This is a genomic window from Sphingobacterium sp. UBA6645 (assembly GCF_002455685.1).
GTDB classification, from domain to species: Bacteria; Bacteroidota; Bacteroidia; order Sphingobacteriales; family Sphingobacteriaceae; genus Sphingobacterium; species Sphingobacterium hotanense.
The window spans coordinates 47,952-66,608 of record NZ_DKLH01000023.1; the positions used below are offsets into that span (position 1 = coordinate 47,952).

General features: G+C 40.7%; 18 protein-coding genes. 10 read left to right on the plus strand and 8 right to left on the minus strand.

What is annotated here, in order from left to right:
* Positions 1-73: 73 nt before the first annotated feature.
* Positions 74-808 carry a TIGR00730 family Rossman fold protein gene (locus B2400_RS04255; protein ID WP_293931170.1) on the minus strand — a complete coding sequence of 245 codons (735 nt, stop codon included), beginning with the start codon at positions 806-808 and terminating at the stop codon, positions 74-76.
* Positions 801-1,643 carry an ATP cone domain-containing protein gene (locus B2400_RS04260; protein ID WP_149525881.1) on the minus strand — a complete coding sequence of 281 codons (843 nt, stop codon included), beginning with the start codon at positions 1,641-1,643 and terminating at the stop codon, positions 801-803. Before B2400_RS04260 ends, B2400_RS04255 begins: the two co-directional genes overlap by 8 nt.
* Before the next feature lie 122 nt (positions 1,644-1,765).
* Here B2400_RS04260 and B2400_RS04265 point away from each other — a divergent pair, with 122 nt between their 5' ends.
* Together B2400_RS04265 and B2400_RS04270 are read left to right on the plus strand one after the other, a co-directional pair.
* Positions 1,766-2,059, plus strand: a complete 294-nt coding sequence (locus B2400_RS04265) for a YgaP family membrane protein (protein ID WP_149525882.1) — start codon at positions 1,766-1,768, stop codon at positions 2,057-2,059.
* 155 nt (positions 2,060-2,214) lie between these two features.
* A complete protein-coding gene (locus tag B2400_RS04270; protein WP_293931175.1) occupies positions 2,215-2,898 on the plus strand; it encodes an SIR2 family NAD-dependent protein deacylase in 684 nt (227 codons plus the stop codon).
* 187 nt (positions 2,899-3,085) lie between these two features.
* Here B2400_RS04270 and B2400_RS04275 read toward each other — a convergent pair whose 3' ends face one another.
* Positions 3,086-3,331, minus strand: a complete 246-nt coding sequence (locus B2400_RS04275; protein WP_286650977.1) for a hypothetical protein — start codon at positions 3,329-3,331, stop codon at positions 3,086-3,088.
* A gap of 80 nt (positions 3,332-3,411) precedes the next feature.
* Positions 3,412-4,746: an NADP-specific glutamate dehydrogenase gene (gene gdhA / locus B2400_RS04280; RefSeq protein WP_293931178.1), complete on the minus strand. Its 1,335-nt coding sequence runs from the start codon at positions 4,744-4,746 to the stop codon at positions 3,412-3,414.
* A gap of 176 nt (positions 4,747-4,922) precedes the next feature.
* Here gdhA and metA point away from each other — a divergent pair, with 176 nt between their 5' ends.
* The 3 genes from metA to B2400_RS04295 all read left to right on the plus strand — a co-directional run bounded on the left by metA (position 4,923) and on the right by B2400_RS04295 (position 9,771).
* On the plus strand, positions 4,923-5,867 hold the full coding sequence (gene metA, locus B2400_RS04285) for a homoserine O-acetyltransferase MetA (RefSeq protein WP_149525886.1): 945 nt from the start codon (positions 4,923-4,925) through the stop codon (positions 5,865-5,867).
* Positions 5,868-6,777: 910 nt separating this feature from the next.
* A complete protein-coding gene (locus tag B2400_RS04290; protein WP_293931181.1) occupies positions 6,778-8,337 on the plus strand; it encodes a M60 family metallopeptidase in 1,560 nt (519 codons plus the stop codon).
* 615 nt (positions 8,338-8,952) lie between these two features.
* A complete protein-coding gene (locus B2400_RS04295; protein WP_149525888.1) occupies positions 8,953-9,771 on the plus strand; it encodes a class I SAM-dependent methyltransferase in 819 nt (272 codons plus the stop codon).
* A gap of 102 nt (positions 9,772-9,873) precedes the next feature.
* On the opposite strand, the gene B2400_RS04300 is transcribed toward B2400_RS04295, so the two are convergent.
* From B2400_RS04300 to B2400_RS04310, 3 genes are read right to left on the minus strand one after another with little or no spacing between them, the layout of a single operon-like run.
* Positions 9,874-11,010 carry a hypothetical protein gene (locus B2400_RS04300; protein WP_293931185.1) on the minus strand — a complete coding sequence of 379 codons (1,137 nt, stop codon included), beginning with the start codon at positions 11,008-11,010 and terminating at the stop codon, positions 9,874-9,876.
* Between the two features lie 59 nt (positions 11,011-11,069).
* Positions 11,070-12,548 carry a Plug domain-containing protein gene (locus B2400_RS04305; RefSeq protein WP_293931188.1) on the minus strand — a complete coding sequence of 493 codons (1,479 nt, stop codon included), beginning with the start codon at positions 12,546-12,548 and terminating at the stop codon, positions 11,070-11,072.
* Positions 12,545-12,730, minus strand: coding sequence for a hypothetical protein (locus B2400_RS04310; protein ID WP_149525890.1), 186 nt, complete (start codon positions 12,728-12,730; stop codon positions 12,545-12,547). Before B2400_RS04310 ends, B2400_RS04305 begins: the two co-directional genes overlap by 4 nt.
* Positions 12,731-13,002: 272 nt before the next feature.
* Here B2400_RS04310 and B2400_RS04315 point away from each other — a divergent pair, with 272 nt between their 5' ends.
* From B2400_RS04315 to B2400_RS17845, 5 genes are all read left to right on the plus strand, one after another.
* Complete coding sequence (locus B2400_RS04315; protein ID WP_149525891.1) at positions 13,003-13,941, plus strand: ring-cleaving dioxygenase; 939 nt, start codon at positions 13,003-13,005, stop codon at positions 13,939-13,941.
* Between the two features lie 18 nt (positions 13,942-13,959).
* Positions 13,960-14,577 (plus strand): alpha/beta hydrolase, encoded by a 618-nt coding sequence (locus B2400_RS04320; protein ID WP_149525892.1) that lies wholly within the window; start codon positions 13,960-13,962, stop codon positions 14,575-14,577.
* Positions 14,578-14,956: 379 nt separating this feature from the next.
* On the plus strand, positions 14,957-16,330 hold the full coding sequence (gene mnmE / locus B2400_RS04325; RefSeq protein WP_293931193.1) for a tRNA uridine-5-carboxymethylaminomethyl(34) synthesis GTPase MnmE: 1,374 nt from the start codon (positions 14,957-14,959) through the stop codon (positions 16,328-16,330).
* A gap of 280 nt (positions 16,331-16,610) precedes the next feature.
* Entirely contained in the window at positions 16,611-17,141 is a 531-nt protein-coding gene (locus B2400_RS04330; RefSeq protein WP_293931196.1) for a hypothetical protein, read from the plus strand.
* Positions 17,142-17,608: 467 nt separating this feature from the next.
* Positions 17,609-17,788 carry a PLDc N-terminal domain-containing protein gene (locus B2400_RS17845; RefSeq protein ID WP_394344166.1) on the plus strand — a complete coding sequence of 60 codons (180 nt, stop codon included), beginning with the start codon at positions 17,609-17,611 and terminating at the stop codon, positions 17,786-17,788.
* A gap of 448 nt (positions 17,789-18,236) precedes the next feature.
* Here B2400_RS17845 and B2400_RS04335 read toward each other — a convergent pair.
* A partial coding sequence (locus B2400_RS04335; protein WP_293931199.1) for a hypothetical protein occupies positions 18,237-18,657 on the minus strand: 421 nt, incomplete at its 5' end.

Genomic DNA, 18,657 nt, shown 5'->3' on the forward strand with positions numbered 1-18,657 from the left:
CAACCACATCCTCAAGAGCTCAACCCCAATTATCCTACCTATCAGGGTCTAAAATCTAATATCTAACATCTAGTTAAACTGCTTTCTTCTCGCCCAATATCCAATTCGGCTTTTGCTCTTGCAGATTAATGATTCGGTTGGTGTCTGCATACTGTTTTATATGTTCGACTGCTTCGTCAATATCATCTGTAAATAGCAGTAAGTCTTGATCTTCCGGACTAATGGTCTTTGCTTCAATCATCTCATTCACATGATCAATAATGCCTTTATGATATTCTAGACCCATCACAACAATGGGGAACTGCGATAATTTCTTCGTCTGTATCAAGGTGAGGGTTTCGAAAAATTCATCTAGCGTACCGAATCCTCCGGGCATAATGATAAAAGCGAAGGAATATTTACGCAGCAGTTCTTTGCGCACAAAGAAGTACTCGATATTAACGAATTTATCCATGTATGGGTTATGCATTTGCTCATGCGGCAATACAATATTACAACCCACCGAAGCACCGTCAACATCTTTCGCACCGCGGTTTGCGGCCTCCATAATACCGGGGCCTCCGCCTGTCATAATTGTAAAGCCCTGTTCAGCAAGCTTGCCTGAAACGCTGCGCGCTTGTTTGTAGTAAACATGGTCTTCACCAAATCGTGCAGATCCAAAAACCGTCACGCAGGGGCCAACAAAGTGCAGGGTTCTAAACCCTTTCATGAATTGAAAGAATACACCGATTACATATTTAAGTTCGTTCCAACGCCCTCTGGCGCCTTTCAGGAAACTGATCTCTTCCCTTACAAATTTATTACTCATGTTCTATCGGACTATTGATTAATTCCTCTGCCTCCTGCATAATATGTTTTTGCTTGTCGGCCGGAATCTGGATATGGCTTAATATTTTCGGATCCTTTAAAAGATCCTTTACGCAGATGCATTGATTCTTTAATAACATCGCCTTATCCTGTGTAGTTAAGTTAGTTAAGCAAGTAATCGGGTATTCACCAGTATTGTCTACACGCGCTTTTATGCTTTGTCCGTTCGGGTAATCCCAGGACAACAAATTCATTTTATAATACTCTCCAAACTTTATCGAGTCTGTCGTGAGGTATGCATTCGTGACTAACCAGCCATCCGTGAACTGACGATGCGCATTAAAGAATGGATATTCTATACCTGTCACATCCGTCACTCTAGATTTAAAGTACATCGGTGTAGTTACGGAAATCTTGGCATCCTCATCATTACGAAATTTACATTCCACAGCGAGCATCACATCGCCCTTAGCAGCGACAACATCAATTTCATGCGTTACGGCATGACCTTGCACTGTCTGTCCGGTTATGGCCTCATAACCGTCTTCCTGAAATAAGCGAGCTACCCATTTCTCAAAATAGAAGCCTTCAGGTCCCAACTCGCGAAGCGCACGCTTTAAACTATAGCGAGCAGCATAGGAGTTTTTCTTTGATTTTAACGCGTCGAAAGCCATTTCATAAAGCTCTCGGGTGCTGATGCCATCGTATAACTTATTTTTGATGGACGCATATACCATTTGAACTTCCCCGTCCGAGGCGCCTGAGCGCATCAAGGATCGTCTTAAGCTTGATTCATCAAAGGGAACAAGTTCGCCCGAATACTTCTTTACCAGCATAGTTAATAGTTTAAATGTGGATGAAAATACGAATAATAGCGAAGGCAATCAAAATTTATACCTAATCAGAAACAAAAATCGAATTTATTCGTTTTATAGATAGGATTATAAATTTGAACAACATGAGCGGAATATTAAACTATGCCTTTGATGCACTAAAGAACAAACTCGATGCGAGTTGTCATGATGGGAATGTAGGGACATCGGAACGTATATTATCTGTAGTCGCGGGCGGATTCTTGTTAGGAAGAGGAATTAAATCTATTGTAAAACATCCGATGACAGCATTTTCTGGGATTACTCTCGGCGGTGCGCTGATTTATCGTGGTGTTACAGGATATTGCCCAATCAAAGACTCGGTGGAGTCGAAAGAACCTGAGGCAACCGTTATTGAACATCGCTATTTCGTAAAATAGAACGATTTAATTACAACCAAGTCAAGGCATCTAATTTGTTAGATGCCTTTTCTTATTTTTGCTTATAGTGCTTGAATTCAAAGGTCAACAAGAAATTCATTTCTCTTGGTGTTTCAGCGGAAACAACCAAGGATTTTAAACCCTCATACATATTTATGAAGAAGATAGTAGTTTTTACCGGCGCTGGTATTTCTGTAGAAAGCGGACTGCCTACTTTTCGAGGTGCGGACGGACTGTGGGAAGGTTATAGAATTGAAGAAGTCGCCACACCAGAGGCTTGGCAGCGCAATCCTGAGTTGGTGCAACGGTTTTATAATATGCGCCGAAAGGATTGTATCCGTGTAGAACCTAACGCCGCGCATCGCTATTTAGCGAATATGGAAAAAGATTTTGATGTACAGATTATCACACAAAATATTGATGATCTGCATGAGCGCGCTGGTAGCAGCAATGTTTTACATCTGCACGGACAGATCAGAAAATCACAATCCTCCAAGAACCCCAATTTGGTTTACGATATAGAAGGCGATGAGATTGCGATGGATGCGACTTGCGAACTCGGCTCGCCGTTGCGGCCACATGTGGTATGGTTCGGCGAGGCGGTACCCAATATGGTAGAAGCGTCTCGTCTGGTTCGTGATGCCGATGTGTTCATTATCATAGGAACGTCCTTGCAGGTTTACCCGGCAGCCAACTTATTATTTGATTGTAAACCCGGTTGTCAAATCATACTGATCGACCCAAATGCGAAGCAGGTGGCCATTCCTGCGAACGTTCATAAAATTGCGGAGTCAGCGAGTAAAGGTGTCATTTATTTGGCGGAAATCATTGGCAAATAATATTTTGTTCCATTACATAAGTTATTATAAAACAAGTTATAATGTCATTTTTGTTTAATCTGTTGTTTATATTAAAGCAAAGCTTGAAATCAAAAAAAACCTCTAACACGGAATATAATTCTGTATTAGAGGTTTTAAGATTTTAAACAGCTATTTATCAGCTTCTTACTTATTTTAAATAATTGGTTTATTGATATTTATTGTATGTCCCGATTATCGCCTTCCTCATCTCAGCAAATAACCCAATAACCTGCTGAATAAACTCTTCATCGAGCATCTCAAACACCCCATTAACACCACCGACTACATCAGCTTCTGCTAACTTATAGGATTGTTCTAACGTCCCTTGTTCAAACTTGACGATAAACTTCTGGTTCATCCCGAAGATCGTAATCTTACAATCTGGATGTGGTAATTCGGCTAATACGCGCATGAAAAATAGAATTAAGTCACAAATAAAAAAGTTCCGACGAATGCCGGAACCTTACAAATATAGATATAAATAAATTAGGTTTAAACCACTCCTTGTGCCTTCATGGCTTCAGCAACTTTGATAAATCCACCGATATTTGCGCCCTTCAGGTAATTGACATAACCGTTAGGCTCCTTGCCATAACGAACACATGTTTTATGGATATTTTCCATAATCAATTTTAAGCGATAATCCACTTTCTCGTGGTTCCATTGCTGTCCGATTGCATTTTGCGACATCTCTAATCCGGATACCGCTACACCACCCGCATTCGCTGCTTTCCCAGGACCGAAATGAATCTTCGCAGAATCGTAGACCTTGATAGCACCAGCAGTTGACGGCATATTCGCGCCCTCGGCCACGATGGTACAGCCATTTTTCACCAACTTCTTCGCATCCGCTTCATTGATCTCATTCTGTGTCGCACATGGCAATGCAATATCACATTTAAACTGCCATGGGTTCTCCTTTGCATGGAAGGTTGCAGAAGGATACTTCTTCGTGAATTTCGCCAAATCGCGTCCAAGCGTAGCGATATAAGCTAATTTCTCTAAAGTCAAGCCTTCTTTATCGTACAAAGTTCCGGTGCTATTTGACAGCGTAATAACCTTTGCACCAAGTTGAATACCCTTTTCTGCAGCATAGTAAGCCACATTTCCAGCACCCGAGATCGAAATCACTTTTCCTTCGATCGATTCGTTATTATAGTCTAATACACATTGAACGAAGTAGAGTAGGCCATAGCCCGTTGCTTCCGGACGGATGTAAGAACCGCCCCATTGTGGGCCCTTGCCGGTCAAAACGCCTGTAAAGTTATTTTGAATACGCTTATATTGTCCGAATAAATAACCGATCTCTCTCGATCCAACACCGATATCGCCCGCAGGAACATCCGTTTCGGCACCGATATGACGGTATAGCTCGGTCATAAAGCTTTGGCAAAAGCGCATGATTTCATTGTCCGACTTGCCTTTCGGGTCGAAGTCCGATCCGCCTTTACCACCACCGATTGGTAGGCTGGTCAAGCTGTTTTTAAATACCTGTTCAAATGCTAAGAATTTTAAGATGCTCAAGTTTACATCCGGCGCAAAGCGCAAACCGCCTTTATAAGGACCAATTGCCGAATTCATCTGCACGCGATAGCCTCTATTGATTTGGATTTGATTCTTGTCATCCATCCAAGCAACACGAAAAGAGAGTGCGCGCTCGGGTTCAACCATACGCTCTAGGATCCGAAGATCCGCAAAGTCAGGTCTATGCTCATTAATGTAAGGGATCAAATCTTCAATTACCTCGGTTACCGCCTGTAGGAATTCTGGCTCGTTCGGATTACGAAGCTCGACGTTCTTGATAAAATTCTTAAGGTTTAGGGACATTTATTAGTGATATTTTATTTAATGTATCGCAATATTAGCGAAAATTAATATTAAAAGCCAATTTTATACAAAAATTGTTTTCATGTTTTACGTGCGTCAAAATCTCATTCCTAATTGAGAATTTAGTTTTTCAATTTGTACATTTGTCAACTTAGATTGAAAAGAAGAGAATTTTTATGCCAGTTAAGATACCAGATAATTTACCTGCGATAGAACTCCTTAAAAAGGAGAACATCTTTGTGATGAGTGATTTACGTGCGGATACTCAGGACATCCGACCGATGAAATTGCTTGTGCTGAACTTAATGCCTCTAAAGATTTCTACAGAAACTGATTTTATCCGCCTGTTGTCGAATAACCCTTTACAGGTGGAGTTGGATTTCTTGCGCCTCGCAACTCATAATCCTAAGAATACGCCTGAAGAGCATCTGGAGCTGTTCTACAAGAACTTTGAAGATATTAAAGAGAATACCTACGATGGTATGATCATCACCGGCGCACCGGTAGAGATGATGCCTTTTGAACAAGTGACCTACTGGCCGGAAGTAACCAAAATCTTCGACTGGGCAAGGAAACATGTTTTCTCTACCTTATATATCTGTTGGGCTTCTCAGGCTGCACTTTACCATTTTTATGGGGTAGAAAAGAAACCTCTGGATAGCAAACTATTCGGAGTGTTCAAACATACGGCTTGGGACAAGAAAGACCCGCTGTTCCGTGGTTTTGATGATGAATTTTATATTCCACACAGTCGCCACACGACCATTCTCGCTGAAGACGTGGAAGCGAAAAAAGACATAACCGTATTATCTGCTTCGAAAGAAGCCGGATTAGCAATTCTCTCGACCCGTGGTGGCCGGGAATTGTATTTAACAGGGCACTCTGAATACGCACCATTAACGTTGCATGAAGAGTACACACGTGATATCGAAAAAGGACTTGAGATTGACGTCCCTGTAAATTACTACCAAGACGACAAACCGGAGCTTGGTCCCGTAGTACGCTGGGCAGGACATGCTAACTTATTGTTCAACAACTGGCTGAACTATTATGTATACCAAGAAACGCCATACGATCTGAAACAAGTTCCTGAACTTGGGGATATTAAGATTAATGGGTAAGTAGTAGTTAGTATTTAGTAGTTAGTATTTAGACCTATGATTGGGATTAGATTTTAGATATAAGACATTAGATATTAGAGTATTGGCGCCGATTGGGCGCCTTTTTTATTGTGGAATGTTTCTATGTATGCTAGCTTTCTTGTTTTGGAGTAGTTTGTTTTGAACCGGGAACGGAAGGATGTGAGGATGATCAGGATCGGGGGACACTAGCATTATGCAACTTCAACTCTACATTGACTTACAACCATTATATAACCCTTTCAAAGCCTTTTCATAACCCAATCAAAGCCGCTTCGAAAGGGTTATGATAGGGGAGTGAAATGGGAGTGAAGTGGGAGTGATTGGCTAGTGAGCAGATGCTGTATTATCCTTTGGTTTAATTGATTGTACTGTTTTGAACCAAGAAAGGAAGGATTTTGAGATGACCAGGAGAGACTGTAAATCGTTCCATCCTTTCTTTCTTGGTTCAGGACAAACTCTCCATCCATTTTTCTTCCTTTTTACACGAACCTGTAAATCCTTGCATCCTTACTTTCCTGGTTCAAGACAAATTTTCCTTTTTTGTTTAAATCATATGTTCATGAAAAATTCCATTTTCTTCCTTTCTACACGATCCTGATCATCCTTGCATCCTTCCTTTCCTGGGTCAAGACAAATTTTCCTTCCTTTCCTGGTTCAAGACAAATTTTCCTTCCTTTCCTGGTTCAAGACAAATTTTCCTTCCTTTCCTAGTTCAAGACAAAATCCCAATCTTTAAATCCTTTTTTCTTGGTTTAGGCAAGGAATTGAAAAAATTACTCAAACGATTGCGATTGCATTTAAGCGTAATGGAGGCCTATGGCTAATTCGCTGGGCTTTTTTTAGTTGATAATTCCTGTATTTTCGGGAACTATTACGACTTAAATATTTTATGAAAAGAACCATTTTAACTCTTGCGGTAGCATGTTTAATGGCGTCGATGGGTTATGCTCAGAGTGCTAAGGAAGTTAAACATACGTATCAGCAATTATCTGTTTTTGAAGATCCTTTAGCGCTGACGCTTAAAAAAGGGACTTCTAAAAAAATCATCAACAAAATAGAGGATGAGCATATCCGTAAGCATGCCTTAAACGTTTTGGCGGGCAACTATAAGTCTGATTATAAACTGGCAGATTATCATGCGATCCTGTCACCTACGACCCTGGGTCATCAACTGAGCATAGGAGATGGATATAGTAAGTATCAGAATATAACGGGCGTATATTTACCGGTTGGAAAACATATCGTGCTTGCTGAAGGAATTGAAAGAGGGAAGGATATTAAACTAATTGTTCCGAACTGGTTAAGACAGGCACCTGATCCGACGGAGCCGACAAAGGATCCGAAGGGATGGGGTATAGAAAAAGAGGTCTTCGAACTCCAAAATGGCGTTAATATTATTGATCTGAAGGATTTCGGCAGTTTAGCATATATCTATTATTTCTCGGAAAATCCGAAAGAGGAGAAGCCTATTCGTGTTCACTTTTTGACAGGGCAGGTGAATGGTTACTTCGATAGCCAGAAGCAGAACAATGCAGATTGGGATAAGTTATTGGATAAAGCAGTTTATGGCGTTGTCGATGCGAAAGGGAAATACATTCAAACAGCTTATCCGGTTGCTGATTTAAAGAAATATGCTGGAGGTAAGGGTGTGGAATTGATCAACAACTACGACTCTCTTGTACACCATCAACACCGCATTATGGGACTGATCAAATATAATCGTGTACCGGAAAATAAGATCTTATCTCGTGTTAACTATAACTACTATATGTTCAGAGATGGCGATGGAGTTGCCTACATGGGCGGCAAGAGCGGTTATGCGATGGCGATGGTCTTAGATCCTGCACGTGTTATTAGTGGCGACCCCTGCTGGGGCTTCAGCCATGAAGTTGGCCATGTGCACCAAACAAGACCGAAGTTGAGTTGGGGCGGATTAGGCGAGGTGAGCAATAATATTTACTCGCTTTATGTGACGACTTCTTTCGGTAATAAATCGAGAATTTCTGAGCAAGGAAACTATGCTAAAGCGCGTGCTTCCATCATTGATAAGAAAATTTCCTACCTACAGGATCCGGATGTGTTCAACCGCTTGGTACCTTTCTGGCAATTGCAACTTTACTATGCTGGGCCAGGTAAAAAGGCGGATTTCTATCCAAATTTGTTTGAGACTTTCCGTCAGCAAGAATCGAAAGAGAATCCTTGGAATCGTGACAGAAATCCTGCGGTTCATCAGCTGAACTTTGTGAAAACCGCTTGTGAGGTTGCAAAGGAAGATTTAACTGATTTCTTTGATCAGTATGGGTTCTTCTATGTCGGCGAGTTCGAAATGGATGATTACGGCAAGTATGATTACCGTATGACGCAAGCTATGGTCGATAAATGTAAAGCGGAAATCAAAGCGTTGAATCTCCCGAAACCAAAGGGTGATATTAGCGCTATGAAAGATTGAGATTAGATTATAGATATTAGATTTTAGACATTAGAGTAGGGCGCCGATTAGGCGCCTTTTTCATGGGAAGGGTTGGCTTGTTTTGAGCTTAGAAAGGGAGGGGGAAATGATGGGGATTTTGTCTTTGAACCAGGAAAGGAAGGATGCAAGGATTGGCAGGATCGGGGATTGTCTTGGAGTAAGAAAGGAAGGAAAATTTGTTTTGAACCAGGAAAGGAAGGATGCAAAGATTGGCAGGATCGGGTATTGGGAGGTATGAAAGGCTGGGACGAGTACATTTTTGGAGACGTTTAGTGAAACGTCTCTACGCAGTTCGTCATGGCAACCGCCTAGAAAATGTGTTCGTTAATCCTGATCATCCTTGCATCCTTCCTTTCCTGGTTCAAGAAAAAATCGTCATCTATTTTTTTTCTTTCCACTCGATCCTGATAATCCCTAAATCCTTCCTTTCCTGGTTCAAGACAATCACGATGTTTTCGTTGAAAAGGTTGTATTGAATTTTTTTTCTTGAACCAAGAAAGGAAGGATGCAAGGATTGGCAGAATCGGGTCTAATACCTAATGTCTGATGTCTAAAATCTGCTTCCGAATTCTTCCAAAGCATTATATTTGTCGTATGAACAGCAAGAAATTGGTTAGCGCGAAGATTGAGGATTTCTACAATCAGGCTTCGGAGGAGGATAGACTCAGCAAGGGTTTGGGGATATTTGAATTTGAAAGGATCAAAGCATTAATTTCTAGGTATTTGCCGAAGTTGGGGGTGGTCATTGATGTTGGTGGTGGTACTGGTAAGTATGCAGAATGGCTAGCCAAGGAGGGGCATGATGTTCATATGGTTGAACCTTTGGATAAGCATCTCAAGATTGCTCAAAAGCGTTCGGAAAAGGCTAAAAGGCCTTTTGAGGTGATTAAAGGGGAGGCGCAGCGTTTGGATTTTAAGGACGGGTTTGCGGATGTGGTGATAATGCATGGTCCGTTGTATCATCTGCAAAGTGAGGAGGCGAGGTTGCGCGCTATTTCGGAGGCGAAGCGTGTGCTGAAGCCTGGTGGAGTGGTATTGGGATTTGCAATTAATTATACGGCGTCTACTATTGTGGGTTTGTTGAATGGTTTGATTCATGGTCCTTCTTTTTTGGATATGTGCAAGTCGGAACTGACAACGGGCATTCATAATGCGCCTTCGGACTTGCCTTGGGTGATGGCGGAATCGTTTTACCATAAGCCTGCACAGCTAAAGGCGGAGTTTGAAGCGGCGGGATTGAGGTTTGATAAATTATACGCCGTGGAGGGTATTACCTGGCTGGACAAGCACTATTTTGAGAGTATGTTAAATGCTAAGAAGAGAAAGAATCTGGATTTGATTACCGAGATTACGGAAAATGATGAGCATTTGCTGGCATTGAGTCCGCATATGATGATTGCGGCGTTTGTTTAGATATTAGATTTTAGACGTTAGATATAAGATTTGGATTGGCGCTTTTTTGGCGCCTGTTTATTTTTGGGTTAGTTCGTTCGTTTGTATTTGTAGTTTCAAGTTTTAGAAATTAAAGATACATCGTGCGTTGAGCATACGTCCTCTTAGATGGTAAACTGTGCTATAGAGTTCGTCGGAGGTTAATACTTGATGGTGGTAGTTTTTGATGTTTGCGATGTTTTTGAGTTCTACTTCTAGATCAACTTTCCTTTTTGGTAGGCTAATACGAGCGAAAAGATCCATAAACAGGTGATTGTTTGTAAAGATGCCCTGTTTATTATGCTGATGATTGAAGCTATATTCTACAAAGAGCGGTTTAATCGGGGTATAGGCTAATTTGATAGACTGAATTAAATTGCTGCTCATAATACGGTCGCTTGGAACATGAAAAGCGACGATCTCACTTTTAAACCAGGAATAGTGGAGTCCATAATTTACGCTGAATTTCTTATGAAATTGCATGTCAATTGACGGGTTGATTACTACAGCCGATTGATCCAGCTTGGTTGCTTGTCTTTGCACGGCCATATCATCCTTAAGGTTTGTCCAACTTGCGTGGAGCTGCAGAGGGCCGCGGAGTGCGTTTATATATTGTGTAGCAAACAAGATCAATCCATATTCTTGCGATTTGTGAGCACCTGGGACCACGATTTTAGACAGCAAATTGTCGGTGACTAATGTTGCTAGCAGATCCGGATACCTGACGGAAGCATATTTTGCGGTGATATTCCCGAAGAATAGTTTTAGTGGACGCTGTATATTGTATTTCAAAGTAAGTTCATTCTTCTTTTTCTCGCGCAGGTCGACCATGTTATTGGCTAAACTACGGTAGGTTTTTAATATTGGTTTGCAGAAAAAATTAGCCATATTGCCTATCGATCGATGATGTTGGAAGCGCAGCTGTAGATAGTCTTGCGAATCGAGGAAGAATTTGCTATTGAACAAAGGGTTAAAATAGACCTTATCTCTGCTCTTATCCAAATCATTCGTGGGGTCCAAATAGTGTATATGTTGGGCAATGACCGGCAAAGCGACAGAAAATTCCCACTGTTTTACTTTTGTTTCTAGCATGGGTGCAAAGTAGAATTCGTTGTTGTGCCAGTCGAGGTTGTTTATTTGTTCACGGAGGCCGAGTTCGGAAAACTGATATTCTGAACCTGATAAGTCCAGCTCGCTGTTAAATTTTTGACGTTCGTTCAAAAGTCCTAGAAGATAGCTGTGTTTTAAGACTCCTTTGTTGAACTTATAAGATGCTCGAATTAGATTGGCAAAAATGGGAGTTCTAACTGTTGGCGTGCGATATCTTCTTTTTTGTTCGTGGTGAATGGGTCTGCGGTAAATTGTTCTACCTGCAGACGTTCTTCGGAATCTTTATGTTCTATAGTCCATTGTATATCGACAATGTCTCCGTTTTTTAGTTTTGGGCTGTAACGGAAATGATTGCTCCATTGTAGGAGCTTATGTCGATATGGATGGTTCAATTGCATTGAATTTCCTAGCAGATCCGAAGTTTCCTTCCTTCGGTCAATCTCCATATAGGCATTGTTGCTGAGAAAGTAAGTGGGGCTGTTGATTTCGAATTGCGCTGCCAATACAGTTCCTCGTAGCACCGGCGTGCTGTTTGGGTCTTCTATAAAGCGGATGCTGTCTAGGCTTGCGAAGTTATCATTATATGAAAATACTAAGGGCTCTCTTCGCCCCAAATGTTGTTGTGCTATAAGCCGTAGTGATCCGTTCTGGCGTATTCGGAAATAATTGTTTGACGCTAGAAATCGACTTTTCGCGGTGTTGTTGATATAAGGATGTCCCGTTGCCGAGGTAATGGTCTCTTGTCGCAGCAGATTTTTTGGTAATGGATCTACGATTCGGCTATTTCGCTTAAAATCTGTATGGCCGATAAACATGCTGGATAGGTCTTTTCCCAAATTATTTCCATGTATACCATTTAGGCTTTTAATATTCTTGTTTAAAAGCATTGCTGACAGTTCCAGATCATATTGTTCGGGAAGGCCTAAACCCAGAGTTGAGCGTCCCATGACTTTTAGGGTCGCCTCGTCTTTTAACACCAGGTTGATGGCGATATCATCGCTCAATGTATTGTCTTGAAGCACTTTGTGGTGTATGTGACGTTGTAACACTTCGATATTTTCAATAATTTTATTGGGGATGGTCTTGCTTCCGAATTCATACTTTTCGTCTAACAGGTTGCTTCCATCGAGATAGATGGCGGTAATCTCCTTTCCATTAAAGCTTATTTTCCCAGACTCTGCCACATGCATGCCGGGCATACGTGCCAGAACATCTTCGATCGTACGATCTTCATTTCTGGCAAATGAATCAACTTTAAATACCAAAGTATCGCCATTCGCTCTTAACCTTTGCGATCGTTTGATATCCAGGGCTTGAATTTCGGTAGATTTAGGTTGGAGGATAAATTTATACGTTGTCTTATCTTCCGATAGCCGTGTTTTAGTCGGTTGAAAAGATAAGTGGCTAGTTTCCAAATGAAGCTGACTTATATTGATGTTTTCTGGAATTTTGATAATAAAATAACCGCTATTGTCGCTATTGCTATAAGCAAGTACCTTAGAGCCTGAGGTAAGCCTTATATAAACCGAGGGTATAGGTTTACCGTCCGAAAGGATATAGCCGTCTATATTTTCGGTTTGTGCAGTGATTTGTTTGGATAAGAACAGCATTATTGCAATTAAGATCTTCTTGAACAAGGAGGCTATCATGGCGCTATTTCAAATGGTCGATGGTAAGATTTTCTTAGCGGCTGGATAATTTTGTTCGTATCATCGACAAAGGTCATTTGATAGGATTCCCTGAATGGAGAAGTCTCATTTGGTTGGGCATTCGCCTGTCCTGAATACAGGAAAAAGATGGAGCCCAGCAATGTAAAGATTTGCTGTTTCATTTTTCTTGGTTATCTATAATTGGCTCCAACCCCGATAGGTGGGTTTCAGGGTTAATCAAATATAATTAACCTAAAGTTAATTTTATTAATAATAATACCGAATGTAATCGCATTTAGTAGCTAAGTAGTATGTTGAGTAGAGTATTGCTGCCGACGTTGGCTAGGATTACTTCTTATCATACATCAATTTACAGGTTCGCAATTCTGCGCATTTTTGTATAACAAATCACAACAATAGAATAATAAGTTGTTTAAATAGAAAAGGAGTTATCATGGAAAATAAAGTATTAGGGTTACATCACATCACGGCTATCGCAAATCTTGCGCAGCGTAATTATGATTTTTATACCAAGGTATTGGGTTTAAGGATGGTGAAAAAAACCGTCAATTTTGATGATCCCGGCACCTATCATTTTTACTATGGAGATGAGAAGGGTTCAGCAGGAACCATACTGACCTTTTTCCCTTGGGAGGGTATCGGACGCGGTCGCAATGGGGTTGGTATGGCGACAGAGATTGCATATTCTGTTCCTGAAGGCAGTTTGGACTTTTGGACTGAACGTTTCGGTGAAAACAATGTGTTGACAGGAGAGGTTGTTGAGCGTTTCGGTGAATTATACTATCCATTCTTAGATCCGGATGGATTGAATTTATCCTTAGTAGTTCCAAAAGCTGGCGACACGAGAACGGGCTGGACCACGAAGGAAGTGACACAGGAGGTAGCAAGCAAAGGCTTTCATAATACGACTTTAACTTTGAGAGAACTGGAACCAACAGCAAAGGTCTTAACTGATTTATTGGGTTATCAGCAAGTGGCTGAAGAGGGCAATCGCTATCGCTTTGCTACAGACACGGTAGATTCCGCAAATATCATTGATATTTTGATTGATCCGAATGCTGGCCGGGCAATCAATACGGCCGGGACCAATCATCATATTGCTTTTCGCGTTAAGAACGATGAGGATCAATTGGAGTTGCGTGAAAGAATCATGAGAGCCGGCTTACAAATAACTCCGCAGATTGACCGTGACTACTTCCATTCGCTTTATTTCCGCGAACCAGGAGGTGTGTTATTTGAAATTGCGACAGAGAATCCGGGCTTTGATGTAGATGAGCCGCTAGATTCTTTAGGATCTGCGTTGAAATTGCCTAGACAATATGAAGGCAGCCGCACAGAGATCGAAAAAGTATTGCCACAATTGGAAGGATAATTAGAAAAGGAAAACGATATGCATCAAAGAAATATATTACAGGCAGGGAATACTAGCAATGCAAAGAAAGCTTTGATAATGCTACATGGTAGAGGAGGTTCGGCACAGGATATTTTATCCCTTGCCGAGCATCTGAACGTCGCGGATTACCTGTTGTTGGCACCACAAGCGACAAACCATACTTGGTATCCGCATTCTTTTATGGCGGAGGTTGCTTCGAATCAGCCTTATCTGGATTCAGCTTTGGCGTTGGTGGCCGAAACGGTTAAGGAAGCGGAAGCTCAGGGTATACGAGCGGAGAACATCTATTTCCTAGGCTTCTCGCAAGGCGCCTGTTTGACCCTAGAGTATGTAGCACGCAATGCTCAACGTTACGGCGGAGCTGTAGCCTTCACCGGTGGCCTGATCGGCGATGAAATCTATAAGGAGAACTACCAAGGAGATTTCGCCGGAACACCAATCTTTATCGGAACCAGCGACCCCGACTTCCATGTCCCCGTAAGCCGTGTGCAAGAAAGTACAAAGCTGCTGGAAGAAATGGGCGCCGAAGTAACTGAAAAGATTTATGCGGGAATGCCGCATACGATTGTCTCGGATGAGATTGAGGTTGCTAATAGGGTTGTTTTTAGATATTAGATCTGAGACATTAGATTTTAGACGTAAGATTTTAGACGTTAGGTTATTTGAGTTTGAACGATTGGGATAGACAGAAAATGAGTTTGTCTTGAACCAGGAAAGGAAGGATTTAGGGATGGATAAGATCAGGTATATCATCTTATGTCTGATATCTAACATCTAGTCTGGACGAAGAAAGGAGGATAAGATGAGTAGGATCCTGTTTCTCCCTAAATCCTTCCTTTCCTGGTTCAAGACAAATCTTCGCTTCCTTTCCTGCTTCAATACAAACTTTTCCTTCCTTTCTTGGTTCAATGCAAACTTTTCCTTCCTTTGTCAGTTCAAAGACTCTAATGTCTCAAATCTAATATCTAAAATCTAATTTGCTATCTTTGCCCCCATGTCATTTACGCATTCTCAAGATACAATTGTCGCGCTGGCGACTTCTCCAGGGGTTAATGGTGCTATTGCTGTGATTCGTTTGTCGGGTCCGGAGGCAGTGGCTATTACGGACTCTGTTTTTAAGGGGAAGGATTTGAGCAAGCAGGCTTCGCATACGATCCACTTTGGAACTATTCGTGATGGGGATCAGGTGATTGATGAGGTTCTTGTTTCTTTATTTATTGCGCCACACTCGTATACGAAGGAGAATGTTGTGGAGATTTCTACGCATAACTCGAAGTATATTATCGAGCGTATCTTGACGTTGCTGATGAAGAAAGGGGCGAGGGCGGCGAAGGCGGGGGAGTTTACTCTTCGTGCTTTCTTGAATGGCGGATTGGATTTGTCGCAGGCGGAAGCAGTGGCGGATCTGATTGCTTCGAATTCTGCAGCATCGCATCAGATTGCTATGCAGCAGATGCGTGGTGGTTTCTCAAATCAGTTGAAGCAGCTGCGTGAGGATCTGGTGCACTTTGCGTCTTTGATCGAGCTGGAATTGGATTTCGCGGAAGAGGATGTGGAGTTCGCTAATCGCGATCAATTGCGGATTCTGATCGAGAAGATCTATCAGGTGATCGGGCGTTTGATTCAATCGTTTGAGCAGGGGAATGTGTTGAAGAACGGTGTGCCGGTGGTTATTGCTGGAAAGCCAAATGTGGGGAAATCGACACTGTTGAATGCTTTATTGAATGAGGAACGTGCTATTGTATCGGATATTGCTGGTACGACACGTGATACGATTGAAGATGAGATCAATATACATGGCGTTACTTTCCGTTTTATAGATACGGCCGGGATTCGCCAGACGGAAGATGTGATTGAAGCGAAAGGAGTGGAGCGGACAATGGAGAAGATGAAGCAGGCACGCTTGATTATCTATCTTTTTGACCCTACGCAGGATCATATTGCTGCCGTACAGCAGCAGATTAAGGAAGTGGAAGTTCTCAATATTCCATTTGTGACGATTATTAATAAAAGCGATCTTCTCTCCGAAGATCAACGCGCTGAATATGCAGTGCTAAACCCAATTTATATTTCCGCAAAACAACAGCAGGGTATCGAAGGGCTGAAAGACGAGTTGCTGAATCAGGTGAATCTGTCGCAGATTAATACGGATGATACGATTGTGACGAATATTCGTCATCTGGAAGCTTTGCAGCATACTCGAGAGGCTCTGGAGAAGGTGTTGTTCGGGATTGATAATCCGATTACATCGGATTTCCTAGCGATGGATATAAGGCAAGCGCTACATCATTTGGGTGAGATTACCGGGACGGTTACTACGGACGATTTGCTGGAGAATATATTTAGTAAGTTTTGTATCGGGAAGTAACCACTTCACACACTTTTTCACGAAAGCACTTGTTTTATAGCTTATTTGGTAGTTGTAAGGGTCGGAGGGAATTGTAAGAAGAATTTAATACAGATAGATAATAACCTGTTATGTCCTTTGGATTATATAGATATCGAGCAATTAAAACAAAAATTAGGCAAGATCAAATTCAAGAGGCGCGACAAGACAAATGCCGTTTTGGAATTAACGTGGAGCTAAAGACATAATTTTTCATCATAGTTTAGTCGACTTCTCAACGATTAAAAGTTATATTAGTTATATGCGAGAAAAGAGATTTATACTTTCTGTTTGTTTTCTTATAATACTCTTTTGCAAAATCGGTTCCGCTCAATCGCTGCAAGTTGGGGTATTTAACGTAAATGGGGTAGTGTATAAGGTAGATAAGATAGCAAATAACACGGATACTGTCGTAATACCAAGAGATCTGGTTCTTCAACCTGATAATCCTATAACAGTAAATGGTATTCCAACTGAAATATTAATCGAAGGGATAATAGTCAACCGTGACGATGGTTGGTTTAAATATGCAAAAGAGACTCTTTCAGCTTCCAGAATTAGCCAATTAAAAGCTAATAACGATTGGATCAGATTTCATTATTGGTTAAAAAGTGACGGAACTTGTTATTATGGTTCGTTTAATCTCAAAAACGCTTCGAGTCTTACGATAACTGAAATAGCAAAGATGTATATGCATATCAAATCTAATTTTAAACCTTTTCTTATGAGCCCTGATGCACGACATTTGCAGCTCAATTCGATTCCAGTAGATGGCGGAATACAAGATTTCTAATCATATTATTTGAGACAAGCAGCACTAATCAAGGACTTTACTTATTTCAAATAAATATTCTGTAGTTGATGTAGGTATTTGATCTTTTCATTCGACCAAATACAGGACCTGTAACCAATATGTCCGTCCAAGTTGATTGTAAAACTTGCTTTTTTTACAAGTGAAATACCTAGTACCAATTTAATCGGCAAACCCACACTCCAACATCACCTCTTCTGACAAAGGGATGGGTTGAAGTTTAGCTAAATCTATCAATGGGCATAACCCTCTAACACCACGTTTTCGGTTATAACTACTAAAACCTTAAGTATGCTTTCGTTCAACTAAACTTGGTTTCCAATTTTTTATTCCCTACTATTTAATATATTGTTCTTATTTCTAATTGTTATTGCTACATTTGATTATAAACTAACTTTATGAATCTGCTATTTTTAAATATTGGAATACAGGAAGTCATCTTATTGTCGATGTTGATTCCAACAATTTTTTACCTATACTCTTTTTACAGGTTAGTTGTATCAAGGAATATTAATGCAAATGAGAAATTGTTGTGGATTGTTGCATTTCTAGTATTTAACCTCCTTGGGGCTATAGCATATTGGATTTGGGATTATAGTAATAATCGTGTTAGATCCTCTCGATACTAGCTCCCATTTTCTACTTTCTTAATGCCTCTTGAACTTTCGGCTAACTAACTAAAAACTTAACCATGTTAAACGTAATTTTAGCGTTATGCTTAATGTCAGTTGGGATAATCTTATCGAGAAGGGATGATAAAACGTTGAGGGTAACTGGATATATCATAAATGTTTTTTCGATTTTCCTAGTGCTTTACACGTTTTTAGGATAGGATAATTCCCGAAGATTGGAGAAGCGGATTAAGAAAAAAGCAGGTCCGAAAACCTGCATATAATTTTTTAATCTATTTTACCAATAGCTATTCGCCCCAAACCATTTACAGATACTTCGATTGTGTAGCTATCAAGCACGACTAGGTATTTACAGTATTTCTGTTTTCCCATAATCTTATATCCTACATTTCCTTAATCAATGCTACAGCACTTTCTTTATTCCGCTCGGTGGTCTGTTGGCAGGTTATTTGGGTCTCATAAAATGAAGGGGATACGGTTCTTGTTCTCCGAATCTTGATTGAATCATCAATGTTGTCTCATCTAACTTTAAAATATCAAAATCCAAAATAGCATTACCTTCGTATATTATCGTCAATGTTTTGTTATCTTCAGATAACGAATACTTAAATTTTACTGTAGCCTCATCATCCCAGGCTGTAATAGCTCCACCCCATTTCGTATCCAATCTTATCCCAGTAATCGCTAGCTCTGATTTTCCAAAATTGAATGACTTCTTCTTCAAATGTAAAATCGGCGCAGCGTAAATTAAATCCCATTCTCCTAGTATTTGAGATTTGCTGTCAATGTGATTTTCATTTTTAGAACAAGACCCTAGTACGACAATAATAAAAATAGAATAGATTAATTTCTTTATTATATTTATA